Raw genomic sequence first — 25195 nt, forward strand, 5'->3', positions numbered from 1 at the left:
GTGGGAAGATGGAAGAGTGATTCCCGACGATGACCGCGCCCTGGTCCGCAGCACCGAGCTGACGCGTTTCCGCCTGGCGCCGAACCCTGGCCCGATGAGCCTGCACGGGACCAACTCCTTCGTGGTGGCCGCCCCCGGCTCGCCCAAGGTCGTCGTCGTTGATCCAGGGCCCCTCGACGAGGAGCATCTTCGTGAGCTGGCCCAGTACGGCCCCGTCGAACTGATCCTCATCACGCACCGCCACGCCGACCACACCGCGGCCGCCGCGCGGTTTGCCGAACTCACGGGTGCGCCGGTCCGGGCTGCCGACCCCGCGCACTGCCACGGGGCCGAGCCGCTCCGGGAGGGCGAGGTTCTGCACGCCGCCGGGGTGGAAATCCGGGTGCTCGCGACGCCGGGCCACACCTCCGACTCCGTCTGCTTCCACCTGCCGGCGGACGGCGCCCACGGGGCCGTCCTCACCGGCGACACGATCTTAGGTCTAGGCACCACCGTCCTGGACTACCCGGACGGCACTTTGGGGGATTACCTCGACTCGCTGGACCGGCTGGAGAGCCTGGGCCCGGCCACGGTGTTGCCCGCCCACGGGCCCATGTTGCCCGCCCTGGACAGCATTGTGCGAGCCTACCGGGACCACCGGCAGGATCGCCTCGCCCAGATCCGCGCCGCCCTCGCCGAGCTCGGCGCGGAAGCCGGTGTTCACGACGTGGCGAATGCCGTTTACGCCGCCGTCGACCCGGCGGTTCGACCGGCGGCGGAATTGTCCGTCGCCGCGCAGCTGGACTACCTGCGCCGCCCACCCAACTAGCTGGCAGTTGCTGTCGTTTGCGCGCTCATAACGACAAAATGCGAGCCAGTTGGGACGGTAGGCTTGGAACCATGCGTATCGCCCGGTTTGTAGTCGATTCTGATCCCATGTACGGCATTGTTGAGGGCCAGCCCGGCACTGAGGAAATCACTGTCATCAACGGCGACCCTTTCTTCCACGGTGTGGAACGGACAGCCGCCAAGCACAAGCTGGAGGATGTCCGCCTCCTTGCGCCGATCATCCCTCGCAGCAAGGTCATCGGCGTCGGCCGCAACTTCGTGGAGCACGCCCACGAGCTCGGCAACGAGGTGCCGGCGCAGCCGCTGTTGTTCCTCAAGCCCAACACCTCGGTAATTGGGCCGAATGATCCCATCATCCTGCCGGAGTTTTCCGAGGAGGTCTCGTTCGAGGCAGAGTTGTGCGTCGTAATCGGCCGGATCTGCAAGGACGTCCCGGAGGACCGGGTCGACGACGTCGTCTTCGGCTACACCTGCGGCAACGACCTCACCGCCCGGGATGTCCAGAAGACGGACCTGCAGTGGGCGCGGGCCAAGGGCTTCGACACCTCGGCGCCGCTGGGCCCGTGGATCGAGACCGAGCTGGACACCGAGGACCTGCAGATCCAGGGCCGTCTCAACGGCGAACTCCGCCAGGACGGCAGCACGAGCCAGATGATCCGCGGCGTGCGCGAGCTGGTTTCCATCGTCTCGCACGCGTTTACCCTGCTGCCGGGCGACGTCATCATGACCGGCACCCCGGCCGGCGTCGGCCTGGTCCAGGCCGGTGACCGCTTCGAGGTCGAGATCGAGGGCATCGGACGCCTCTCCAACCCGGTGGTCCGCCGCTAACTACACCGTGACGGAAGAAACCGCGTCGATTTCGGACAGCCGCCCCGTGGATCCACGGTGCGGCTGTCCGGTTTTGTAGCGGAATCCGGCGCCGGGCACGCGGTAAAGTTGGTACCACTATGACTACTCCCACCGCGCCCGACGCCGTCTCCAGCACTGCCACCACGGAAATGACCCGTGAAGTCACCGCCGAAACCCCGGTCCGGGTCCGTTTCTGCCCGTCACCCACCGGCACCCCGCACGTCGGCCTGATCCGCACGGCCCTCTTCAACTGGGCGCACGCCAAGCACACCAAGGGCACGTTCGTGTTCCGCATCGAGGACACCGACGCGGCGCGTGACTCGGAAGAGAGCTACCAGCAGCTGCTGGAAGCCCTCAAGTGGCTCGGCATCAGCTGGGAAGAAGGCGTCGAAGTGGGCGGCCCGCACGAGCCGTACCGCCAGTCGCAGCGCCTGGACCTCTACAAGGACGTCGTCGCCAAGCTCATGGAGGCCGGCTACGCGTACGAGTGCTACTCCTCCCCGGAGGAGGTCGAGGCCCGCCACCGCGCCGCCGGCCGCGACCCCAAGCTCGGCTACGACAACTTCGACCGCGACCTCACTGAGGAACAGCTCACCGCGTTCAAGGCCGAGGGCCGCCAGCCCGTACTGCGCGTGCGGATGCCGGACGAGGACGTCACCTTCACCGACCTGGTCCGCGGCGAGATCACCTTCAAAGCCGGCAGCATCCCCGACTACGTGATCGTCCGCGCCGACGGCTCGCCGCTGTACACCCTGGTCAACCCGGTCGACGACGCGCTGATGGGAATCACCCACGTGCTGCGCGGCGAGGACCTGCTGTCCTCCACGCCCCGCCAGGTGGTGCTGATCCGCGCGCTCATGGACATCGGCGTCGCCAGCTACCTGCCGCTGTTCGGCCACCTGCCCTACGTCATGGGGGAGGGCAACAAGAAGCTCTCCAAGCGTGACCCCCAGTCCAACCTCTTCCTGCTCCGGGACCGCGGCTTCATCCCCGAAGGCCTGTTGAACTACCTGTCCCTGCTCGGCTGGAGCCTCTCCGCCGACGAAGACATCTTCACCGTGGATCAGCTGATCGAGAACTTCGACGTCAACGACGTGCTGGCCAACCCGGCCCGCTTCGACATCAAGAAGGCCGAAGCGATCAACGGTACGCACATCCGCATGCTGGCCCCGGAGGACTTCCGCGGGCGCCTGGTTCCTTACCTGCAGGCCGCCGGCCTCGTCGGGGAACAGTTGACCGCCCGCGACGAGGAGATCCTCTCCGAGGCGGCGCCGCTGATCCAGGAGCGCATCTCGCTGCTCGGCGAAGCCCCGGAGATGCTCGCCTTCCTGTTCAAGGCCGACGACGCGATCGACGTCGCCGATGACGCCCGCAAGGGCCTGCCGGAGAACCTGACCGAGGTTCTCGACGCCGCTTTGGCGGCGCTCGAGCCCGTCGCCGATTGGACCGCGGACAACATTCAGGCCGTCCTCAAGGAGGCACTCGTCGAGGGCCTCGGCGTGAAACCGCGCCTCGCTTTCGGACCCGTCCGCACCGCCGTCTCCGGGCGCCGGATCTCCCCGCCGCTGTTCGAGTCCATGGTCATCCTGGGCAAGGACTCGTCCCTGGCCCGCCTGCGCGCCTTCCGCGGCTGATGAACGGCGGGGCCGGCACCGGCAGCGGGGTCCTTGCTGCCGGTCTCGGTGGCATCCGAGGGGTGCTCTTCGACATCGACGACACCCTGGTGGACCTTGAGTTCGCGATGACGTCGGCGCTGCGCGGCGTCAGCGAGCACCTCCTGCCCGGCCTCGACGAGGCCGGCTGGGAGCGGTTCGGTCGGATCTTCACCCGAGAGACGACCCACTTCTACGACCGCTACCTGGCCGGCGAACTGACTTTCAACGAACAACGGCTGCTGCGCGGCCGGGCCGCGCTGGGGCACTTCGGCGTCGAACTCGAGGAGGGCGAACAAGCCCACCACTGGGTGAGCTCGTACGCCAGCCTCCAGCACAGCTACATCCGGGCATTCGACGACGTGGCACCGCTGCTGGACGCGCTCGACGCCGCCGGCGTCCCGTACGGAGCGGTCAGCAACAACGTGCACGACTACCAGCGGGTGAAGCTCGACGCCGCCGGGCTGCGCCGCATCGGCGTCCTGGTCGGCACGGACACGATGGGCGTGCCCAAGCCGGATCCCGCGATCTACCTCGAAGGCGTGCGCCGGCTGGGCATCGGCCCCGGCGAAACGCTGTACGTGGGGGACAACCGCCTGCTCGACGCGGAGGGCTCGACGGCGGCCGGACTGCTGGGCGTCTGGCTGAACCGCAGCGGCGAACCGGCCCCGGGCTTCGCCGGCCGCGAGGTCTCCTCGCTGCTGGAACTGCTGGCCTGACGCCGGAGCGGCTCGGCTCCAATCCATAAGAAGAGGCCCTGCCGGAGGAAAACTCCGCAGGGCCTCTTCTTATGGTGTTTGTTGTTGGCTAGGCCGTCTTCTCCGCCAGCCGGCGGTTCCGCAGGGCCAGGTACCCTCCGACGGCGCCGAGGGCAAGGAGTGCCACGAGGCCCAGGGCCACCGCGACGTCGGCCTTGATCATGTTCGACGGCGAGACAGCCGCGGCGCTGGAGTACAGCGTGCCGGTGCCCGCGGCAATCTTGGCGTTGCCGTCGGCCAGTTTGTCGGCGCCGGCGGACAGCTGCGATGAGCCGGAGGCCAGTTTGGTGTTGCCCTCCGAGAGCTGCGTTGCGCCGGATGCCAGCGCCGAGGAACCGTTCAGCAGTCCCGGGTTGGCCGGATCAGCGGGGTCGCCCTTGATGCCGGCGTTCAGGGCCAGCGTGCCGTCGGCGAGGCGCGAGCTGCCATCGGTCATCTTGGCCGTGGCCTTGAGCAGGCCAGGGTGCTCGGGGTCGCCCGGAACGCCGTCCATGCCGACCCGGATCTTCGAGGTGCCGTCGGCCAGCAGGGCGGTGCCCATGACCACGCCCGGGCTGTTGGGATCACGGCTGTTGAGCTTGCCCGCCAGGGTGTCGAACCCGGCCGTGAGCTTGCCGGTGCCAGCGTGGAGCTGGCCGGCTCCGGCGCTGAGTTTGGCAGCGCCGGCTTGGAGCTGGGATGCCCCGGCATCAAGGCGCTGGGCACCGGCGAGGATCTTCGCGATCTTGTCCTTGACCACGGCCAGCGGGACAGCCCCTTGGAGCGGATCGTTGGCCGCCGCGTAAAGCTGTTCGAGGGCCTGGGAGAGTGCCGCGGTTCCGGTACCCGCCGCCGGGTCGTTGTTCGCCCCGCGGTAGCCCTTCAGCTGGTCGGTGCCGGCCGCCAGCTGGGTGGTTCCAGCCTCCAGCTGCCCGGCCCCCGCGTCGAGCTGCGTGGCGCCGTCGGCCAGGTTGTTCTCGGCGTTGCCCGCGGCGGTAGGGGTGAGCGCGGCGGAGAGTTGAACGGCCCCCGCGGCCAGCTTTTGCGCGCCGTCGTCGACCTTGTACACGCCGGGGGCCAGCTTGTTGTTGACGTCCGCCTCGATCTTGACGGCGCCCGCGGCCAGCGCGCTGGCGCCTTCCTGGAGCCGGTCCGCGCCAGGGGCGAGTTTGCCGGCGATTCCGGCGCGGATCTTCTCGGCACCTTCCGAGAGCTTGCCCGCGCCGGTGTCGGCCTGTCCTGCGCCGGTGGCGAGCTTGCCTGCGCCGTCCTTGAGTTGCTGGGCGCCGGTTGCGGCCTGCCCGGCTCCGTCGTTGAGCTTCGCGGATCCGTCTGTGATCCTTCCGGTAACCAGGGTGTAGAACCCCAGCAGCGCAATCAGCAGCAGGGCCAGGACGGCGATGGCGATCTGTTGCGCACGGGTGCGGGTCGGGGCGGTGGCGGCACGACTCTGTGACACAGGTTCTTCCTCTCGACGATCTCGCCGGCAACGGCTCTGCTACCGGCCCCCCAATATGTGATGCAGCTAACATTCGAAATTGAACGTTGCTCCGCCCTCAACTGGGTGTGGGAGGAGTTGTTACTCATTGGTAACTTACCGAGCGTAAACTTGGCCGGGCCCGATTGGCAAGGGTTTTCGCGGATTAATCCCGAAAAGTGCCGCCCGGCGAGGAACTGCGGGGCCGGTGGGGCCAGCGGGAAGGCCCGATTTGTGCCGGAGAAGAGTCTCGGGTAAAGTAATTACTCGTGCTGAGGCGCTGGGAGCGCGGGTATGGACCTGCGAAACCGGCCCGAAAGTTCCATTGGGATATGGTGTAATTGGCAACACTACGGTTTCTGGTACCGTCATTCTAGGTTCGAGTCCTGGTATCCCAGCTCTGAAAAAACCGCGGATTTCCGCGGCGAATCAGGGGTTCCGAAGCGGCTGCGCCGATTTGGAACACATGCCGAGTTTATGAAATACTGACTTGGCTTGAACGGCAGAAATGCTGTTCGGAAGTGCAAGCTGGAAGTACACGGCCCCATCGTATAGCGGCCTAGTACGCTGCCCTCTCACGGCGGTAACGCGGGTTCGAATCCCGCTGGGGTCACCATCAAAACGGTCCCGGGCATCAGCCCGGGGCCGTTTTTCGTTGTCCGAAGGTGCGAACACTGCGGCCCTGAGCGCACCGGTACCGGCCGGTCCAACTGGCATGATGATGCTGTGAGCTCCATGGAAAGCGCCGGCCCCACCGGCCAACAGTCACAAGCCGCACGCCAGGGCGCCGCCGTCGAACTGCTCGAGGCGGTGCGGCGGGAGCTGTCCGCGGTGTCGCTCCCACTGGCCCTGCCCGGCGCCGACGCGGCCCGGCTCGACATCCGCCAGGCCCTGGCCCAGCTGGATGACTACATCCTGCCCCGTTACCGCAGCCTCGACGCCCCGCTGCTGGCCGTCGTCGGTGGGTCCACCGGCGCGGGCAAGTCCACCTTGGTCAACGGGCTCGTGGGGCACGCCGTCACCCGGGCCGGCGCCATCCGGCCCACCACCCGGCAACCCATCCTGCTGCACCACCCCGGCGACGCTGCCTGGTTCGAGGACCAGCGGGTGCTGCCGAGCCTGAGCCGGATCCGCGGAACCGTGGTCGACGTACCACTGCCCGCCAACCAGGCCGGCCCCACCCCTGACGCCGGCGCCATCACCTCGCTCGTACTCGCCGCCGACCCGGCCGTGCCTCCGGGCATCGCGCTGCTGGACGCCCCCGACGTCGACTCCATCTCGGATGACAACCGAAGGCTCGCGGGACAACTGCTGGCCGCCGCGGACCTGTGGGTGTTCGTCACCACCGCCAACCGCTACGCCGACGCCGTGCCCTGGCGCCTGCTGCTCGACGCCGCCTCCCGGGACATCATGGTGGCCGTGGTGCTTGACCGCGTGCCGGGGGCCGCTGTAGCCGAGGTGAGTGCCGACCTGCGCTCCATGCTCGGCCGCGAGGGCCTGGGCTCTGCCCGGCTCTTTGTGGTTCCCGAGGTGGCGCTGGATGCGATGGGCATGCTGCCCGCCGACGCCGTGGCCCCGCTGCGCCAGTGGCTCCAGGACCTCGCCGCCGATGCCGCCGGCCGTGCGGCGATTGCCCGCCGGACCCTGAACGGCACGGTCAAGGCGCTGGGCGGCCGGGTGGGGGCCGTCGCGGAGGCTGTCACGGCCCAGTCCCGTGCGGCCGAACTGCTGGGCAGTGACGCGAGCGGCGCCTACGAGCAGGCCGTCGGCAGGATCCTCGACGCCACCCGGGACGGCGCCCTGCTCCGTGGTGAGGTCCTGGCCCGCTGGCAGGACTTCGTGGGTACGGGCGAGTTCTTCCGTGTCATGGAGCAGAACATCGGCCGGCTGCGGGACCGGATGGGCGCCTTCTTCCGCGGCGAACCCACCCCGGCCGTGCGGGTGGAGACGGCCATCGAGACCGGCCTGCAGGCGGTCATCCTCGATGAGGCCGCCAACGCCGCCGAAGAGGCAGACCAGCGCTGGCGGTCGGACCCGGCCGGGCGACAGTTGCTCGGCACCGACGACCTCTCGGGCACCAGTGAGGGCTTCGCCGACGCCGTCGCCGCCGAGATCCGGGCGTGGCAGGGCAGCCTGATGGAGCTGATCCGCACCGAAGGCCAGGGCAAGCGCAGCCAGGCACGCTGGCTCTCCTTCGGCATCAACGGCCTGGGTGCGGCGCTGATGATTGTCGTCTTCTCGATGACCGCCGGCCTGACCGGCCTCGAGATCGGCGTGGCCGGCGGCACCGCCGTCGTCGGCCAGCGCGTGCTCGAAGCCGTCTTCGGCGAGGACGCCGTGCGCCGACTGGCCAAGACTGCGCGGGACGACCTGCAGGCCCGCTGCCAGCGGCTCCTGCGGGCGGAAAGCCGACGCTTCCTGGACCGGCTGGAGGCATCCGACGGGGTTTCGCCGGCCGCCCTCGCCGGGCAGGCAGAGGCCCTCGGCCGGCTGGCGGCCGCGGCATGAACCGGCACGGCGCCGCCCGCGAGGCCTCACAGCTGCACCGCCGGCTTGAGGCCCTGGACGAGGCCCGGCAGCTGGCTGCGGGCGCGCTGCCCGAGGAAACCCTGGACGAGGTGCTCCGCGTCCTGGAGCGGGCAAGTTCCCGCCGCTCCCTCTCGGCCGACCACACCGTGGTGGGGTTCTTCGGCGCGACTGGAAGCGGCAAGTCATCGCTCTTCAACGCCGTCAGCGGGGTCGAAATCGCGACCGCGGCGGCGCGGCGCCCGACGACCTCCGAACCGCTCGCCGGCATCTGGGGCGCCGAGGGCAGTGACGCGCTGCTGGACTGGCTCGAAGTCCGCAGCAGGCACCACGCCGCCGCCGTGCCCGGGTTCGCCGACGAGACGACCGGGCTGATCCTGCTCGACCTGCCCGACTTCGACTCGACGCGCGCGGAAAACCGGGAGATCGTGCAGCGCATGGTGGGGCTCGTGGACGTGCTGGTCTGGGTGCTGGACCCGCAGAAATACGCCGACGCCGCGGTGCACAATGACTTCCTGGCCCCGCTCGCCTCGCACGCGGCCGTGACACTCGTGGTGCTGAACCAGGTGGACCGGCTGCCCGAGCACGAGATCCGCCCGGTGCTGGAATCGCTCAAGGCCATCCTGGCGCGGGACGGGCTGGGCAAAGTCCAGGTGCTGGGCGCCTCCGCCGTCGTGGGCACCGGCGTGGACAAGGTCCGCGCCGCCATCCGGCAGGTGGCCATGCAGCGCCTGGCGCTCTCGCAGCGGCTCGCGGCGGATGTGGACCGGGCGGCGCGACGGCTCGCCGAGGCGTCGGGCGCGGGCGAGGCCGCCGGCGTCAAGGCGGACACCCGGGACCGGCTGGCCGGCGAGCTGGCTGCGGCGGCGAACGTTCCGCTGGTGGTCGACGCCGTCGCGCGCTCCTACCGGCAGGAGGCCACCCGCCGCACCGGCTGGCCCGTCACACGCTGGCTGGTCCGGTTCCGTCCCGACCCACTGCGGCGGCTGAACCTGCGCCGGGAGGGGGAGCGGCCGGAGCTGAACCGGACGTCGCTGCCGCCCGCAGGGGCCCCGGAAAGGGCCCGCACCGACGCGGCGGTGCGCCAGTTTGCCGACGCCGCGTCCGACGGCGCGCCCGGACCCTGGCGCGCGGTCATCCGCGGCGCCGCCCGGGAGGGCCGGGAGCAGCTCCCCGATGCCCTGGACCAGGCCGTTGCCGGTACCGATCTCAAGGCAGGGCGCGGCTCGTGGTGGTGGACGGCCTTCAACGTCATCCAGTGGCTGGGCCTGCTCACCGCACTCGGGGGCCTCGGCTGGCTCGGAGTGCTGGCGGCCCTGGCGTACTTCCAGCTGCCGGTGCCGGAGGTTCCGCGGGTTCAGGGCTGGCCGGTGCCGACCGTCCTGGTGGCCGGGGGAGTGCTGCTGGGCATCGTGCTGGCCCTCGCGGCGAGGTTCATTGCCGGCGCCGCGGCGCGTGCCCGCGCCGCGGCGGCCCGCAGGCGGCTGCGCGCCTCGGTCGCCGCCGTCGCGGAGAGGCTCGTGGTCGACCCGGTGGAACTGGAGGTCAGCCGTCTCCGGTCTTTCAACGCCGCACTGAAGTCGGCCGCGGGCTGAAGTTCCCGGCGACGCCGGCGCCTAACCTGCGTCGGCGCCTAACCTGCGTCCGGCCGCTTTGCGGCATCGCGGACCTTGAGCATGGTCCGCAGGTTCCGGGTGGTGGTGCTGGCTTTGTAGCGGGCCTTGGAGGAGAGCTTGCTGAACGGGCTGTCGAGGGTGCCGCCGGCGGGGGCCAGCCAGGCCACGGCTTCCGGGCCCAGCCGGGTCAGTTCCACCCCGTCGAGGGCCCTGCCGGCGTCGTACAGTTCGGAAAGGATGTCTGGATCCGAGGACAGCGTGATGTAACTGTGGGTGGCCTTGTCGTCCGCCGGGTAGGGACAGGCCTCCACGAGTGCCGCCACTTGAGCAGCGGTCAGCACCACCACCCAGGCCTCATAGCCGAAGGATTCCCGCAGGCAGGCCTCGACCTCGGTTTTCACCCTGGCGGCCGGAAGCTCGCTCGCCAGCACCACGTTGCCGCTGGCCAGGAGTGTTGCCACGGCCGAAAAGGGGCGTGACTCCAGGGCCGCCTTGAGTTCGGCCATCTTGATGTTGATGCCGCCCACGTTGACGCCGCGAAGGAAGACCGCATAGCTGTTCATGGCCACAGCCTAGCGCCGCAGCTGAACGCCCGGCTCAGTCGTTGGTCTTGCGCAACGCCTCGGTCAGGACACGGGCGGCATTGCAGACCACCTCGGCGTGCAGGCGGCCGGGCTGGCGGGTCAGGCGTTCGATCGGGCCGGAGATAGAGACGGCGGCGATCACCCGGCCGGAGGGCCCGCGGACGGGCGCCGACACGGAGGCGACCCCGGGCTCGCGCTCGCCAAGGCTCTGGGCCCAGCCCCGGCGTCGTACCCCGGCCAGGACGGTGGGCGTGAAGCGGGCCGCCTGGAGGCCCTCCAGCAGGCGGTCGTGGTCCTCCCAGGCCAGCAGCACCTGAGCTGCAGAGCCGGCCTTCATGGAGAGCTGGGTGCCGACCGGGATGGTGTCGCGGAGACCGATGGGGCGTTCGGCGGAGGCCACGCAGACGCGCCAGTCGCCCTGGCGGCGGAAGATCTGGGCGCTTTCGCCGGTGGCGTCACGCAGCTGCATCAGGACGGGCCCGGCGGTGGCGATGAGCCGGTCCTCACCCGCAGCCGAGGCGAGTTCCACCAGCCGGCTCCCAAGGACGAAGCGGCCCTGGATGTCACGGCTGACGAGGCGGTGGTGGACGAGCGCCAGCGCGAGGCGGTGCACCGTGGGGCGTGCCAGCCCGGTCGCGGCTACAAGCTGCGCCAGGGTGGTGGGTCCGGCCTCGAGTGCGTCAAGCACATGGGCCGCTTTATCGATGACACCGACGCCACTAGAATTGTCCATGTAATGATATTGCCGTCTCAATATCTGAGATGCAAATCATTGCGCTGGCGCATCCGACGGTTGTGCTGATTCAGTGGAGAGCATCAACCCGCGAGACCGGGACCAAGCGCGGCAACGAAGATAGACACTCGTCGAAGAAGCAGTGAAGGGAGCAGGCCGTGGCAAAGACATTGGCCGAGAAAGTCTGGGACGCCCATGTGGTGCGCAAGGGGGACGGCGACGGCGCCAACGCCCAGCCTGACCTCCTCTTCATCGACCTCCACCTGGTGCACGAGGTGACCTCCCCGCAGGCTTTCGAGGGCCTGCGGCTTGCCGGCCGCAAGCTGCGCCGGCCGGACCTCACCATCGCCACGGAGGACCACAACACTCCCACGCTGGCCATCGACAAGCCAATCGCGGACCTCACCAGCCGGACCCAGATCGAGACCCTGCGCAACAACTGCAAGGAGTTTGGCGTCCGCCTGCACTCCCTTGGCGACGCCGAGCAGGGGATCGTGCACGTGGTCGGTCCGCAGCTGGGCCTCACCCAGCCGGGCATGACCGTGGTCTGCGGCGACTCGCACACCTCCACGCACGGCGCCTTCGGCGCGCTCGCGATGGGCATCGGCACCTCCGAGGTGGAGCACGTCATGGCCACCCAGACGCTCTCGCTCAAGCCCTTCAAGACCATGGCGATCAACGTCGAGGGCACGTTGCGCCCCGGTGTTTCGGCCAAGGACATCATCCTGGCCGTGATCGCTAAAATCGGCACCGGCGGCGGCCAGGGCTACGTCCTCGAGTACCGCGGCTCCGCCATCAGGGCGCTGTCCATGGAAGCCCGGATGACGATCTGCAACATGTCCATTGAGGCCGGCGCCCGGGCCGGTCTGGTCGCCCCCGACCAGACTACCTTCGACTACATGCACGGCCGCCCGCACGCACCCCAGGGAGCGGACTGGGACGCCGCCGTCGAGTACTGGAACACCCTCCGCACCGACGACGGCGCCGTTTTCGACGCCGAGGTGGACCTCGACGCCGACACCCTGGAACCGTTCGTGACATGGGGAACCAATCCCGGACAGGGTGTGTCCCTGTCCGCGAAAGTGCCTTCCCCCGCGGACTTCGGCGACGAAAACGCCAAGGCCGCCGCGGAAAGAGCGCTGCAGTACATGGGGCTCGAGCCCGGCACGCCGATGAAGGACATCCGCGTCGACACGGTGTTCCTGGGCTCCTGCACCAACTCCCGGATGGAGGACCTCCGGGCCGCCGCGGACATCATCCGCGGCCGCACCAAGGACCCCACCATCCGGATGCTGGTGGTGCCCGGGTCCGCCCGGGTCCGGCTGGAGGCCGAGGCCGAGGGCCTGGACAAGGTCTTCACCGACTTCGGCGCCGAATGGCGCTTCGCAGGCTGCTCGATGTGCCTGGGCATGAACCCCGACCAGCTGGAGGTGGGGGAGCGCTGCGCCTCTACGTCCAACCGAAACTTCGAGGGCCGGCAGGGCAAGGGCGGCCGCACGCACCTCGTCTCGCCCGTTGTGGCAGCGGCGACGGCGGTGCGCGGCACGCTGAGTTCGCCGTCGGACCTGGAATCCGAGCCCGCGTCCGCCGGCCACCGCGCCGGCGCCGCATAGCGCCCGCCCGCACCGGTCCCCACAGCCAACGAAGGATCCGCCATGGAAAAGTTCACCACCCACACCGGCATCGGTGTCCCGCTGCGCCAGAGCAACGTCGACACCGACCAGATCATCCCGGCCGTCTACCTCAAGCGCATCACCCGGACCGGGTTCGAGGACGCGCTCTTCTCGGCCTGGCGCAAGGACCCGGCCTTCATCCTGAACCAGGACCCGTTCAGCGCCGGCTCCGTGCTGGTCGCCGGACCGGACTTCGGCACAGGATCCTCCCGCGAGCACGCCGTCTGGGCGTTGAAGGACTACGGCTTCAAGGCCGTGCTGTCCTCCCGTTTCGCGGACATCTTCCGGGGTAACTCGGGCAAGCAGGGCCTGCTGGCCGCCGAGCTGGCCCAGGACGACATTGAACTCATTTGGAAGGTGCTGGAAAACGCCCCGGGCACCGAGGTCAAGGTGGACCTCGTCTCCAAAACGGTCGAATGTGGCAACGTCGTCGCGCCGTTCGAGATTGACGACTACACCCGCTGGCGCCTGCTGGAAGGCCTGGACGATATTGGTCTGACCCTCCAGCACGAGGAAGACATCACGGCGTACGAGGCCACCCGGCCCGCCTTCAAGCCCACGACGCTGCCGGCCAAGCTCTCCTAGCTGTACTGCCCAGGCTGAAGGTCCAGAGCGCCGCCATCGAGTCGAAAGGCTCGACGGCGGCACTCTTTGTTTAGACGGCGGCCGATGGCGGAGCCATCCGACTCGACTATGCAGCGGGACAAGTCGAGGGTCCGGAGACCGTGACGGCCTTGGCCCTGTGTGTGAGTTTTCTAGTCTGCAACGGAGGCTTCGCGGTATCGCTGTTCCCACCGGAGCGCTGTTGTGGCCGCCGGGTGAGGCCCGTTCCGGGCAAGGGTGGGGCGGTGGAGTGGTAGGTGTGGCCGGTTGGCGTTGTGAGTTGGAGGGTGTGTCGGGGTCCGGGGCGGGGTTGGGCGTTCCAGCCGGGGGTTTCTTTGGTGTGGTTGCAGGCTTCGCAGAGTCCGGCGCCGTTGCCGAGGCTGGTGGTGCCGCCGTCGTGCCAGGGGATGATGTGGTCCAGGTGGCGGATGGGGGCGTCGCAGTACGGGGTGCGGCAGGTGTCGTCGCGGGCCTGGATGAACCGGCGCAGTGCGGGCGGGAAGAGCCGGGCGCGGGAGTCCATGGCGACGAGTTCGCCGGTGGCGGGGGCGGTGTAGAGCCGGCGGAGCCAGGTGGCGAAGGCTTGCTGGCCGGTCGCGCCGGAAGCGGTGTTGTTGCCGGCGTCGTGAAGCAGGGATCGCGCCCACCCCGCGGGCACGATCCCGTAGCCGGAGAGCCGGGCGGGTTCGCTGTCGCCCTGGAAGAGGGTGCGGTCGGTCATGACGAGTTGGATTTCGACGCCGCTGATCCCGCCGGCCTTGCCGGTGGTGCGTTCGACGAGGGCGTCGGCCATCAGCTGGCCGCGGGAGCGGGGATCGCCGTCGGCGCGGAGGGCGTCCGCGGCCCGTGTCAGGGCCGCGTGCACGGCAACACCCTGGGCGACGGGGAGCAGGGCGGTCAGGTAGCACATGGTGTCCGGTGCGGGGCGGAGGCTGACGTGGCGTTCGGTCTCAGCGTGTGCGGCGCGGTCGGTGGCGGAGCGGGGATCGCGCCGGTAGGCGGCGGCACGGGCCGCGGCGACGATGGCCCGGTCGCCGGCGCCTTCGAAGGCTCCGGTGTCGGGGGCGAGCTCCTCGTCCACGGCGGCCCGGTCGGCTGCGGGCAGGCAGGCGGTCTCACGGACCAGGAGGGTGGCGCGCCATTCGTTGAGCCGGCCGGTTTCGAGGGCGGCGAGGGTGTGTGGCATTTCGGTGACGAGGGCCTTGGCGAGGCCGAGGAGCCGGCCGCCCTTGGCGGGGGATTCGCGCCGTGCGAGGGCGATCTGAGCCCCGACGCCGGCGCCGAGCTGGTCGGCCGGCACGCCGGCGGCGGCTTGTTCGCGGCGCTGGAGCAGGTCGAACGTGACGGACAAGCGGGCTTGACGGGCGGCCAGGGCTGACTTTAGGTCCTCCAGCTTGCGTGTTTCGTCGATGAGCGCCGCGGCACTGGCCGGGGCCGGGATTCCGGCCAGGATCCGCGCAAGGTCCGCGACCGTCACGCTTTCCGTCAGAGCCACGTCGGGCCCTTGCTTGCCGTCCATGGAACCCAGTCAACCAGGCACCTACGACAATTTAGGGTCCGGCTGCGAACATCGCCCCATCAGGGTGTTCCTTCGGATCTTCTACAGGGTCCGGACGACCAAGAAGGCGGCCCGGATGGGCATTCCATTGCAACGGTCGGCTTGCGAGGATGTAATCAGCGTTCCGGTCGTCCCGGAACGGCGACCACCGGCAGCCAGAGGAGCAGTTATGAAAATCATGACCGTGGCGTGGACAGCGGCTGCGACGGCGGCTACAGCGGCGGCTGGTGGAGTGGCCACCGATCCCGACAGCAGATGGTACCGGGGGCTGCGCAAACCCGACTGGCAACCGCCTGCCATCGCATTTCCCGTGGTCTGGACCGCGCTGTACGCGGACCTGGCGGTGAGCTCCGCCGTCGCGCTTGACAGTGGCGCGGGGACAGACGCCGGCAGTAAGACGCGGCAGCAGGAATTAGCCGACTATCGGTCCGCCTTGGCAGCGAACCTCGTGCTCAATGCGTCGTGGAGCTGGCTTTTCTGGCGCGCCCGCCGGCCGTGGTTGGCCGCGGCCGAATGCGCCGTACTGACCGCGAGCAGCGCAGATCTGGTGCGGCGGACTTACAGACTCAACCGCCGTGCCGGGGTGGCCCTTGCCCCTTATGCCGCGTGGTGCGCTTTCGCCACCGCGTTGTCGACCGCGGTGGCGAGGCTGAACGGCGGCACGACGGCGAACTGAGCTTCAGGGAACGGACGATTCACAACGCCCCGCACCGCGCCGTATTTCAGATCGGTAACGCTAGCTCCTATGCTTAGCTGGAGCCTTTGTAAGGATTTGGGGGCGAGTAGTCGTGAGGAAACTGGTAAATGAGTAGTGTTCTGACAATCCGCGGAGGCGTCCCGCTGACCGGCCGCGTCACCGTTCGGGGGGCCAAGAATCTTGTCCCCAAGGCGATGGTTGCTGCCCTGCTGGGTAACGAGCCGTCCGTGTTGCGCAACGTCCCCGAAATCAAGGACGTTGAGGTTGTCACCAGCCTGCTCCAGCTCCACGGCGTCACGGTGGACAAGGACCCTGTCACCGGCGACCTCACGCTGGACCCGACCAACGCCAAGACGGCCTCGCACACGGCCATCGACGCGCACGCCGGGGACTCGCGCATCCCGATCCTGCTCTGCGGACCCCTGATCCACGCCATCGGCGAGGCCTTCATCCCGGACCTCGGCGGCTGCAAGATCGGCGACCGCCCGATCGACTACCACCTGAACGTGCTGCGCCAGTTCGGCGCCGTCGTCGAGAAGCGCCCTGGCGGCATCCACATTTCCGCCCCCAGCGGGCTCAAGGGCGCCAAGATCGCGCTGCCCTACCCGTCTGTCGGGGCAACCGAGCAGGTCCTGCTCAGCGCCACCCGCGCCGAGGGCATCACCGAACTGTCCGGCGCAGCCACCGAACCCGAGATCGTCGACCTCATCGCCGTGCTGCAGAAGATGGGCGCGATCATCAGCGTCCAGACCGACCGCACCATCCGGATCGAGGGCGTCCAGGATCTGGGCGGCTACAACCACCGGGCCCTGTCCGACCGCAACGAATCCGCGTCCTGGGCCTCCGCAGCTTTGGTGACACGCGGCGATATCTTCGTCGAGGGCGCCACGCAGCGCGACATGATGACGTTCCTGAACACATACCGCAAGGTGGGCGGCGGCATGGACATCGGCGACGACGGCATCCGCTTCTACCACCCCGGCGGCAAGCTCAGCCCGCTGGTGCTCGAAACCGATGTGCACCCCGGATTCATGACCGACTGGCAGCAGCCGCTCATCGTGGCCCTGACCCAGGCGGAGGGCGTCTCGATCGTGCACGAGACCGTCTACGAAAACCGCTTCGGCTTCACCGATGCCCTGGTCCGGATGGGCGCCAACATCCAGGTCCACCGCGAGTGCCTCGGCAGCGTTCCGTGCCGCTTCGGCCAGCGGAACTTCCTGCACTCGGCCGTCATCTCCGGCCCGACGCAGCTCAAGGGGACCGACATTGACGTGCCGGACCTGCGCGGCGGCTTCAGCCACCTCATCGCCGCCCTGGCGGCCACCGGTACGTCCCGGGTCACCGGCATCGACATCATCAACCGCGGCTACGAGCGCTTTACCGAGAAGCTCGCCGGCCTGGGTGCCGATTTCGACATCACGTCGGCCCGGTAGAGGGACGAAGTGAAGGAAACGGCCAAGAGCCACATCACCTTTGTCATCGTGGCCGGGATCGTCCGGCCGGTCATGAACCTGCTGATGAACAAGAAGTGGGAGGGACTGGAAAAACTCCCTGCCGGCGGGTTCATTGCCGTGCCCAACCACTGCACCGAGATCGATCCCCTGGTGATCGGGCACATGCTCTACAACCAGAAGCGGATGCCGCACTTCCTCGCCAAGGGCAGCCTCTTCAAGGTTCCCTTGCTGGGCTCGGTGTTGCGCAACACCAAGCAGGTCCCGGTGGAACGCTCGACGGCGGGTGCCAACCGCTCGCTTCAGGTCGCCAGGGAAGTGGTGGATGAGGGCGGCGCCATCATTATCTATCCCGAGGGAACGCTGACCCGCGACCCCGAGCTCTGGCCGATGAAGGGCCACACCGGCGCGGCGAGGATGGCGCTGGAAAGCGGCATCCCGGTTGTCCCGATGGCGCACTGGGGGGCGCATGAGGTCTTCCCGCGCTACGCCAAGCGGTTCCACGTCTTCCCGCGGAAAACGTCCAGGGTCCTCGTAGGCGACCCGGTGGACCTGAGCGCGTTCGCTGGCCGGCCGCTGGACAAGGCGACGCTGACCGAGGCGACGAACGTGATCATGGACGCCATCACCGAACTGCTGGCCAGCCTGCGCGGCGGGCAGCCGCCGCTGGTGCGCTGGGACCCCTCGGCGCACAACCAGTCCACCCACGGGCGCTTCGTCGAACGCGGCGGCGACCCCGGCACCGCCGCTGACAGTGGCACCGCCGCAGACCCCGGCAGCGCCACGGACGGTGTCCAGTGACGGCTGAGCCCCGCGGCACGGATTCCGCCGGCTCGGCCCTGCGCGTTGCCGTGCTCGGCGCCGGCTCCTGGGGGACCACGTTCGCCAAAATCCTCGCCGACGCGGCCACCGCCTCCGGCGTGGACCGCAGCATCCGGCTCTGGGGACGCCGCGCCGCCGTGGTGGACCAGATCAACACCGAGCACCGCAACGAGCAGTACCTCAAAGGGATCGCCCTGCCCGCCAGCATCACAGCCTCCACCGACGTCGCCGAGGTCCTCGACGGCGCAGATCTGGTGGTCCTGGCCGTCCCCGCCCAGACACTGCGGCCCCAGCTGCGCGAGTGGAAGCACCTGATCGGGCACGGCGCCCTCGTCGTGTCCCTGATGAAGGGCCTGGAACTGCACTCCGACGCCCGGATGAGCGAAGTGATCCGCGAGGAGCTGGCGCTCCCCGCCGAGCGCGTTGCCGTGGTTTCCGGCCCCAACCTGGCCATGGAGATCGCCCGCGAGGAGCCGACAGCCTCGGTTGTCGCCTGCTCCGACGCCGCCGCGGCCGGCTGGGTGGCCCGCAGCTGCACGGCACCCTACTTCCGGCCGTACACGACGGCGGACGTGGTGGGCGTCGAAATCGGCGGCATCGTCAAGAACATCATTGCCCTTGCCGTTGGTATCTGCGAGGGCAAGCAGATGGGGGACAACACCAAGGCCTCCGTCATCACCCGAGGCCTCGCCGAGACCTCGCGGCTGACCCTGGCGCTGGGCGGCGAGGCCCGGACCATGGCGGGGCTGGCCGGCCTGGGCGACCTCGTCGCCACCTGTTCCTCCGCGCTCTCGCGGAACCACACCGCGGGGCGGCTGCTCGGCACCGGCCTGAGCCTGGACCAGGTCACCGCCGAGATGACGCAGACCGCCGAAGGCATCAAATCGGCGCAGGCCGTGCACGAACTGGCCGGCAAGCTGGGCGTTGAGATGCCCATCACCGCCGCCGTCGTCGCGGTCCTGGCCGGAAAACTGTCCGTAGACGAACTGGGACCGTTACTGCTGTCCCGGGACCTGAAATCCGAAGGCGATTACTAACTGTGTCGGAAAAGAATGTGACTCCAGAGGCCCAGCCCGGCCGCAAGCCCCGGGTGGCGGTGCTCTTCGGCGGCCGCTCGAGCGAACACGCCGTCAGCTGCGTCACCGCGGCCGGCGTGCTCGGCGCCATCGACCGGGCCAAGTACGAGGTGATCCCGATCGGGATCGCCAAGACCGGCCAGTGGGTGCTGGCCTCCGGCGACACCAAACAATGGTCGCTGTCCGCCTCCTCCCTGCCCGAGGTCGCGCCGTCGAACCAGACCGTGACCCTGGCCGAGATCGGCGGCGAACACCAGCTGATCGTGGCCGCGCCCAACCAGGTCCCGCGGGAGCTGGGTTCCGTGGACGTAGTCTTCCCGCTGCTGCACGGGCCCTTCGGCGAGGACGGCACCATCCAAGGTCTGCTGGAGCTCTCCGACACGCGCTACGTGGGCGCCGGCGTCCTCGCGTCGGCAGTCGGCATGGACAAGCACTACATGAAGGTGGTCTTCGAAGCAGCCGGGCTGCGCGTGGGTCCCTACATCGCGGTGACGGACCGGCAGTGGCTCACCGACCCGGAGCTCGTGCGCAAGCGGGTGGACGCACTCGGTTTCCCGGTCTTCGTCAAGCCGGCCCGGGCGGGCTCCTCGATGGGCATCTCCAAGGTGGATTCGCTCGAGGACCTGGACGCCGCGATCGAGGCGGCCCGGGAACACGATCCCAAACTCGTGATCGAGGCCGGCATCGTCGGCCGGGAGATCGAATGCGCCGTGCTAGAAGGCCGCGGGACCGACGCGCCGCGGACCTCGATGCCGGGCGAGATCTCGGTGGCCGGCGGCGCCCACGACTTCTATGACTTCAACGCCAAGTACGTGGAGGACGACGCCGCCGCGCTCAGCTGCCCGGCCGACCTCCCCGAAGAGGCCATCGCCCGGGTCCGTGAGCTCGCGGCGGTCGCGTTCGACGCCGTGGGCGCCGAGGGCCTGAGCCGGGTGGACTTCTTCTACACGCCCGAGGGCGACCTGATTATCAATGAGATCAACACCATGCCAGGCTTCACGCCCAAGAGCATGTACCCGCAGATGTGGAAGGCCTCCGGGCTGGGCTACGCGGAGCTGATTGATGAACTGATCCACCTGGCCCTGCACCGCAGGACCGGCCTGCGCTGACCCCACCGGCACCCTAACCTCGCTCCGCTTCGGCCAGGGAACCCTGCCGGCGTGGGCCCACCCACCGGCACCCTAACCTCGCTCCGCTTCGGCCAGGGAACCCTGCCGGCGTGGGCCCTGCCTACTTGCCGGTGGGCAGGTTCTGCAGGTCGGCCTGGCCCACGCAGTTCCGCGTCGCTTTCACCTTGGCGGCGGCGTTGGCAAGTTCGGCCAGGACCGTCGCCGAGCTGATCTTGTCCGGATCCATCAGGATCTCCGTGGCGGGTTCACGCCCGAAAGTGGTGAGCGTCCACACCGGGTTGCCCTCCTTGATCACCCAATCGACGCCGTTCACGCTGACGCAGCGGTCCGTGGTGGGGCCGGGGACATTAACCCCGCAACGCAGGACCACAAGCGACGGATCGCCCCAAGCGGCCGTCGCCTGGCTGTTGGTCTTGCGCAGCTTCGCCTCGCCCAGGCTGTCCGGCAGAGCCAGCATCATGGGGGCACACGCGGCGTTCGCCGCATCCTTGGCCGGGGCGACGTCGACGACCGGGGAGCAGGCACTGAGCACGAGCGTGGCAGCGGCAGCAGCGGCCAGAAGGCGGAGCGGAGGAAGGGGGCCGGACGGGCGGAGCTGGGGCATCCATCCAGCCTATCCCGACCCGGGACCAGGAGCAGTCGGCGGCCAGGACGTCCCGGCTACGGTTCCAGCAGGCCCAGCGGCCCGGGTGTAACCGCCGTTGTCGGCCCCACGCGGTAGCGTAGGGCTGTGCCTGAACAGCTGACCCAACCGCCCCCGTCATCGCCGCTGACCGTGGCCGAGCTCTCCGAATCGGAACTCCTCGCCCGCATCTTCCCGCGGCTGCACGGCGGCGACTCCACCCCGGGCACCGGCACCCTGCTGCTGGGCCCCGGGGACGACGCCGCGATCGTGGCGGCGCCGGACGGCCGGACCGTCGTCAGCATCGACACCCAGGTGGCGGACCAGGACTTCCGGCTTGAATGGAACAACGGCTACCGGACGTCCGGCTACGACGTCGGCTGGAAGGCCGCCGCCCAGAACCTCAGCGACATCAACGCCATGGGAGCCCGGGCCACCTCGATGGTGGTGAGCCTGACCATGCCCCCGGAAACCCTCGTGTGCTGGGTGGAGGACTTCGCCGACGGGCTGAGCGCCGGGATCCGCGAACTGGGCGCCCCTGACTGCGCGGTGGCCGGCGGGGACCTGGGCCGCGGAAAGGAACTGGCCGTCAGCGTCGCCATCCTCGGCACCCTGGACGGACATGCTCCGGTGTTGCGCTCGGGCGCCCGCCCGGGCGACACCCTGGCGCTTGCCGGCAGCGTCGGACGGGCTGCCGCCGGCCTGGCCCTGCTGGAATCCGCGACCCCCGTGCAGGCGCTCACCCACGAACAGCGGGCCCTGATGGACACCCAGTGCCGCCCCCGGCCGCCCCTCGCAGCCGGGCCGCTGGCACGGGCAACCGGCGCCAGCGCCCTGATGGACATCTCCGACGGGCTCGTCCGGGACGGGCAGCGGATGGCTGCCGCCAGCCACGCCGTCCTGAACCTTGATCCGGCGGCGCTCCGGGAGCTGGCCCTACCCCTGGAGCCGGCCGCGGCCCTGCTGGACGCGGACGCGATGGGCTGGGTCCTGGGCGGCGGCGAAGACCACGGCCTGCTGGCAGCCTTCCCGGCGGGCGTTCAGCTGCCTCACTGTTTCACTGCGATAGGCTCGGTAGAGGCCCCTGCACCAACAGACAGCACGGGCGTGACGATAGCGGGCCGGCCCGCTGACACTGTGGGATGGGATCACTTTGCAGACTAAAATTGCCGCCAACGCGCAAGCGATGAAGCGGTGGTTGGGCAAGGCGGAAACAACGCTTGGAAACCACAGCGACCGCCTGAACGCCATCAACATCTTCCCCGTCGCCGACGGCGACACCGGAACCAACCTCTACCTCACGGTGCGCGCCGCCGCCCGGGCGCTCCACGATGTCGCCACCGACACCGCAGCCCTGCCGCAACTGGGCGCCGACAGCCAGGTGCACGCTGTGGGCGCACCAGACCCCGCCCAGAACGACGTCGGCGCGGTCCTGGCCAGGGCCGGCCAGGCCGCGATCGAGCAGGCGCGGGGAAACTCCGGCACTCTCTTCGCCGTCTTCCTGTGCGCCGCGGCCGAACCACTGGCCGGGCACTCCCGGCTCAGCTCACCGCTGCTGGCCGCCGCGCTCAACCGCGCCCAGATCCGGGCCTGGTCCGCGCTCAGCGACCCGGTCCCGGGCACCATGCTTTCCGTGATGGAGGCCGCGGCCCGCGCCGCCGCCGCCGTCGACGCCGAGCACGACGGCGACGACAGCAACCACACCCTCGGCCTGGCCCTCGACGCAGCCGTCGAAGCCGCCTTGGCGGCCGTGGTGCACACCGAGGACCAGCTCGAGGCCCTGCACACCGCCCACGTGGTGGACGCCGGCGGCGTCGGAATGCTCCTGGTGCTGGACTGCCTGCGCTCCGCCGTGCTCGGCGAGGAGCTCCAGGACCAGCTGCTGGACGGCCTGCACGGCTACGACGTCCAGGATCCCCACATCCACGCGGACATGCCGCGGGACGACGGCGTGGAGGTCATGTGCACCATCACGCTCTCGCCGCTGGACGCCGCCACCATGCGGCAGCGCCTCGACGAGATGGGCGAGTCCGTGATCATGAGCCAGGTGGGCGGCGACGCCAACGTGGAGGGCGCCTACCGCTGGCGGGTCCACGTCCACGTGCCTGACCCCGCCCCGGCCGTCGCCCTGATCCGCTCCCTCGGCGAGCCCTCGGACATCAGCGTCAGCGACCTGGCCCTGCCGCGCGACCCCGATTCCCTTTCGCTGGAAGCAGTTCCCGACGCAGGCCCACGCATCGCGGACCACGACGGACATGAACACTGAGCTTGACCTCGGCCTGGAACGCCGGATCGGGAAGCGCTCCGCGGCCGTCATCGAGAAACACCTCGGTATCACCACCGTCGGGGGGCTGCTGAACTACTTTCCGCGCCGCTACATGAGCCGCGGCGAGTTGACCCCCATCAGCGAGGTCCCGCTGGACGAGGAGGTCACGCTGATCGCCCGGGTGGTCTCCAGCAGCACCCGGCAGATGCGCGCCCGGCGCGGCTCGCTCACCGACGTCGTGATTACCGACGACGCCGGTTCCGCCGGCGCGGGGAGCGTCCCGGGCGGTGTGCCCGGGACGCTCAAGGTGAGCTTCTTCAACGGCTTCCGCGCCAAGGCAGAGCTGCAGCCGGGCCGACGTGCCCTGTTCTCCGGAAAGATCACCCGCTACGGCGGCGCGCTGGGGCTCACCAACCCCGAATTCCAGTTGCTGGATGAGGACCCGGATGTCCCGGGCATGGATCCGGAAAAGCTCGCGGCCATGCCCATCCCGGTCTATCCGGCCACCGCCAAGCTGACCAGCTGGTCCATCCAGAAGGTGATCTCCACGCTGCTGGACACCGCGGACCTCGACGCACTCCCGGACCCGCTGCCGGCGGACATCGCCGCCCGGGAGAAGTTCCTGCCGGTCGCGGCTGCGTACCGGCTGATCCACGTACCGGAGACCCCGGCCGACTGGCAGCGGGCCCGGGACCGCTTCCGCTACCAGGAGGCCCTGGTGCTGCAGTCCGCCCTGGCCCGGCGCCGCGCCCAATTGGCCGCCGAGGAGGCGACCGCCCGCCGGCCGGTGGCGGGCGGCCTGCTGGCGGCCTTTGACCGGCAGCTGCCCTTCACCCTGACCGCCGGGCAGGCCGCCGTCGGCAAGACCCTCGCCGAAGAACTGGCGCTGGACTCACCGATGAACCGGCTGCTGCAAGGCGAGGTCGGCTCGGGCAAAACGATTGTGGCCCTGCGCGCGATGCTGCAGGTGGTCGACGCCGGGGGACAGGCGGCGCTGCTGGCCCCCACCGAGGTGCTCGCGGCGCAGCACTTCGACTCCATCCGCCGCACCCTCGGCCCGCTCTCCCGGGACGGGCTGCTCGGCGGCCTCGGCCCCGACTCCGTGCAGGTCACGCTGCTGACCGGCTCGATGCCCACCGCCGCCCGGAAACAGGCCATGCTCGACGCCGCGTCCGGCACCGCCGGGATCGTGATCGGCACCCACGCGCTGCTCAGCGAAAACGTCTCTTTCTACGACCTCGGCCTGATCGTGGTGGACGAACAGCACCGCTTCGGCGTCGAACAGCGTGACGCGCTCCGGTCCAAGGCCAGCAAACCGCCGCACCTGCTGGTCATGACCGCCACCCCCATCCCGCGGACCGTGGCCATGACAGTGTTCGGCGACCTGGAAACCTCGGTCCTCGACGAACTGCCGGCCGGCCGCGCGCCGATCACCACCCATGTAGTGGGTCTGGCCGAACACCCCGCCTGGGCGTCCCGGATCTGGTCCCGCTCGCGGGAGGAGATCGACGCCGGCCACCAGGTCTATGTCGTCTGCCCCAAGATCGGCACCGACGACGACGGCGACTTCAGCCCCGGGGAGGCCGAGCCCACCGATGCCGACCTGGCGGAGGCCGGCACCCGGGAGCTCGCCTCCGTCACCGGAGTCGTCGAACTCCTGCGGGACGAGCCGGCGCTGGCCGGTGTGCCCGTGGCGCCGCTGCACGGCCGCCAGGACCCCGTCCTGAAGTCCGAGACCATGGCCGCCTTCACCGCCAACCGGACGAAGCTGCTGGTCTCCACCACCGTCATCGAGGTCGGCGTGGACGTGCACAACGCCACGCTCATGGTGATCCTCGACGCGGACCGTTTCGGCATTTCCCAGCTCCACCAGCTCCGCGGCCGGGTGGGCCGCGGAGGCCTGCCGGGAACCTGCCTGCTCGTGACGGCCCTGGAACCGGGGCATCCCAGCCGGCGCCGGCTGGACGCTGTGGCGGCCACCACCGACGGCTTCGAACTCTCGCAGGAGGACCTCAAGCTGCGCCGCGAAGGCGACATCCTGGGTGCCTCGCAGTCCGGCGGCCGCTCGACGCTGAAGCTGCTGCGCGTCCTCGAACACGAGCACGTGATCGCCCGCGCCCGGCAGGACGCCCAGGCGATCGTCGGCGCGGATCCGGACCTGGCCCGGCACACGAGCCTCGCCGCGGCAATCGACGACTACCTCAACCCGGAGAAGGAGGCGTTCCTTGAACGCGGCTAGCCCACGAAGCGCAGCGAGTGAGACCACAGGGTCCGCCACGGCCGGACGGGTGCGCC

The 25195-nt window shown here is 69.6% G+C and carries 21 protein-coding genes and 2 tRNA genes; 18 read left to right on the top strand and 5 right to left on the bottom strand.

The genetic code is table 11. From position 1 onward, the window contains the following. Positions 1 to 16: 16 nt before the first annotated feature. The 4 genes from ACZ5Z0_RS15695 (at position 17) to ACZ5Z0_RS15710 (ending at position 4048) form a co-directional block, all read left to right on the top strand. Entirely contained in the window at positions 17 to 808 is a 792-nt protein-coding gene (locus ACZ5Z0_RS15695; protein WP_464109218.1) for an MBL fold metallo-hydrolase, read from the top strand. A 71-nt stretch (positions 809 to 879) separates the two neighbouring features. Next, a complete protein-coding gene (locus ACZ5Z0_RS15700; protein ID WP_464109219.1) occupies positions 880 to 1656 on the top strand; it encodes a fumarylacetoacetate hydrolase family protein in 777 nt (258 codons plus the stop codon). Between the two features lie 119 nt (positions 1657 to 1775). Beyond that, a complete protein-coding gene (gltX, locus tag ACZ5Z0_RS15705) occupies positions 1776 to 3311 on the top strand; it encodes a glutamate--tRNA ligase (RefSeq protein WP_464109220.1) in 1536 nt (511 codons plus the stop codon). Next, positions 3311 to 4048 (top strand): HAD family hydrolase, encoded by a 738-nt coding sequence (locus tag ACZ5Z0_RS15710; protein WP_464109221.1) that lies wholly within the window; start codon positions 3311 to 3313, stop codon positions 4046 to 4048. Before gltX ends, ACZ5Z0_RS15710 begins: the two co-directional genes overlap by 1 nt. An 88-nt stretch (positions 4049 to 4136) precedes the next feature. Here the strand turns inward: ACZ5Z0_RS15710 and ACZ5Z0_RS15715 are convergent, their stop codons facing one another. Next, positions 4137 to 5525, bottom strand: coding sequence for a hypothetical protein (locus ACZ5Z0_RS15715; protein WP_464109222.1), 1389 nt, complete (start codon positions 5523 to 5525; stop codon positions 4137 to 4139). A 344-nt stretch (positions 5526 to 5869) separates the two neighbouring features. On the opposite strand from ACZ5Z0_RS15715, the gene ACZ5Z0_RS15720 reads away from it, so the two are divergent. From ACZ5Z0_RS15720 to ACZ5Z0_RS15735, 4 genes are all read left to right on the top strand, one after another. After that, positions 5870 to 5941, top strand: a tRNA-Gln gene (locus tag ACZ5Z0_RS15720). Positions 5942 to 6083: 142 nt separating this feature from the next. Then, positions 6084 to 6159 (top strand) — tRNA-Glu (locus ACZ5Z0_RS15725). 119 nt (positions 6160 to 6278) lie between these two features. After that, positions 6279 to 8051, top strand: a complete 1773-nt coding sequence (locus ACZ5Z0_RS15730) for a dynamin family protein (protein ID WP_464110805.1) — start codon at positions 6279 to 6281, stop codon at positions 8049 to 8051. After that, complete coding sequence (locus tag ACZ5Z0_RS15735) at positions 8048 to 9664, top strand: GTPase (RefSeq protein WP_464109223.1); 1617 nt, start codon at positions 8048 to 8050, stop codon at positions 9662 to 9664. The genes ACZ5Z0_RS15730 and ACZ5Z0_RS15735 overlap by 4 nt, the downstream gene beginning before the upstream one ends. 38 nt (positions 9665 to 9702) lie before the next feature. On the opposite strand, the gene ACZ5Z0_RS15740 is transcribed toward ACZ5Z0_RS15735, so the two are convergent. After that, positions 9703 to 10248, bottom strand: a complete 546-nt coding sequence (locus tag ACZ5Z0_RS15740) for a DUF1697 domain-containing protein (protein ID WP_464109224.1) — start codon at positions 10246 to 10248, stop codon at positions 9703 to 9705. A 34-nt stretch (positions 10249 to 10282) separates the two neighbouring features. Beyond that, the gene (locus ACZ5Z0_RS15745; RefSeq protein ID WP_138768991.1) at positions 10283 to 11002 is read right to left on the bottom strand and encodes an IclR family transcriptional regulator; all 720 of its coding nucleotides are present in this window, start codon (positions 11000 to 11002) and stop codon (positions 10283 to 10285) included. Positions 11003 to 11160: 158 nt separating this feature from the next. Between ACZ5Z0_RS15745 and leuC the strand changes: the two genes are divergently transcribed. Further along, positions 11161 to 12615, top strand: coding sequence for a 3-isopropylmalate dehydratase large subunit (gene leuC, locus ACZ5Z0_RS15750; RefSeq protein WP_464109225.1), 1455 nt, complete (start codon positions 11161 to 11163; stop codon positions 12613 to 12615). A 42-nt stretch (positions 12616 to 12657) separates the two neighbouring features. Then, complete coding sequence (gene leuD, locus ACZ5Z0_RS15755; RefSeq protein ID WP_138768993.1) at positions 12658 to 13260, top strand: 3-isopropylmalate dehydratase small subunit; 603 nt, start codon at positions 12658 to 12660, stop codon at positions 13258 to 13260. Between the two features lie 106 nt (positions 13261 to 13366). Here leuD and ACZ5Z0_RS15760 read toward each other — a convergent pair whose 3' ends face one another. Further along, positions 13367 to 14797, bottom strand: coding sequence for an HNH endonuclease (locus ACZ5Z0_RS15760; RefSeq protein ID WP_464109226.1), 1431 nt, complete (start codon positions 14795 to 14797; stop codon positions 13367 to 13369). Between the two features lie 208 nt (positions 14798 to 15005). Here ACZ5Z0_RS15760 and ACZ5Z0_RS15765 point away from each other — a divergent pair, with 208 nt between their 5' ends. The 5 genes from ACZ5Z0_RS15765 to ACZ5Z0_RS15785 all read left to right on the top strand — a co-directional run bounded on the left by ACZ5Z0_RS15765 (position 15006) and on the right by ACZ5Z0_RS15785 (position 19991). Further along, complete coding sequence (locus ACZ5Z0_RS15765; RefSeq protein WP_464109227.1) at positions 15006 to 15512, top strand: TspO/MBR family protein; 507 nt, start codon at positions 15006 to 15008, stop codon at positions 15510 to 15512. A 128-nt stretch (positions 15513 to 15640) separates the two neighbouring features. Further along, complete coding sequence (gene murA / locus ACZ5Z0_RS15770) at positions 15641 to 16966, top strand: UDP-N-acetylglucosamine 1-carboxyvinyltransferase (RefSeq protein WP_464109228.1); 1326 nt, start codon at positions 15641 to 15643, stop codon at positions 16964 to 16966. Between the two features lie 9 nt (positions 16967 to 16975). Next, positions 16976 to 17785 (top strand): lysophospholipid acyltransferase family protein, encoded by an 810-nt coding sequence (locus tag ACZ5Z0_RS15775; RefSeq protein WP_464109229.1) that lies wholly within the window; start codon positions 16976 to 16978, stop codon positions 17783 to 17785. Beyond that, a complete protein-coding gene (locus ACZ5Z0_RS15780) occupies positions 17782 to 18843 on the top strand; it encodes an NAD(P)H-dependent glycerol-3-phosphate dehydrogenase (protein WP_464109230.1) in 1062 nt (353 codons plus the stop codon). Before ACZ5Z0_RS15775 ends, ACZ5Z0_RS15780 begins: the two co-directional genes overlap by 4 nt. Positions 18844 to 18845: 2 nt before the next feature. Then, on the top strand, positions 18846 to 19991 hold the full coding sequence (locus ACZ5Z0_RS15785) for a D-alanine--D-alanine ligase family protein (RefSeq protein WP_464109231.1): 1146 nt from the start codon (positions 18846 to 18848) through the stop codon (positions 19989 to 19991). A gap of 121 nt (positions 19992 to 20112) precedes the next feature. Here ACZ5Z0_RS15785 and ACZ5Z0_RS15790 read toward each other — a convergent pair whose 3' ends face one another. Further along, entirely contained in the window at positions 20113 to 20616 is a 504-nt protein-coding gene (locus ACZ5Z0_RS15790) for a DUF3515 family protein (RefSeq protein ID WP_464109232.1), read from the bottom strand. A 126-nt stretch (positions 20617 to 20742) separates the two neighbouring features. On the opposite strand from ACZ5Z0_RS15790, the gene thiL reads away from it, so the two are divergent. From thiL to ACZ5Z0_RS15805, 3 genes are read left to right on the top strand one after another with little or no spacing between them, the layout of a single operon-like run. Then, complete coding sequence (gene thiL / locus ACZ5Z0_RS15795) at positions 20743 to 21798, top strand: thiamine-phosphate kinase (protein WP_464109233.1); 1056 nt, start codon at positions 20743 to 20745, stop codon at positions 21796 to 21798. Between the two features lie 22 nt (positions 21799 to 21820). Continuing rightward, a complete protein-coding gene (locus ACZ5Z0_RS15800; protein ID WP_464109234.1) occupies positions 21821 to 22900 on the top strand; it encodes a DAK2 domain-containing protein in 1080 nt (359 codons plus the stop codon). Beyond that, on the top strand, positions 22890 to 25139 hold the full coding sequence (locus ACZ5Z0_RS15805; RefSeq protein ID WP_464109235.1) for an ATP-dependent DNA helicase RecG: 2250 nt from the start codon (positions 22890 to 22892) through the stop codon (positions 25137 to 25139). The genes ACZ5Z0_RS15800 and ACZ5Z0_RS15805 overlap by 11 nt, the downstream gene beginning before the upstream one ends. Positions 25140 to 25195: the final 56 nt, after the last annotated feature.

This window comes from Arthrobacter sp. T2-23, assembly GCF_055398325.1.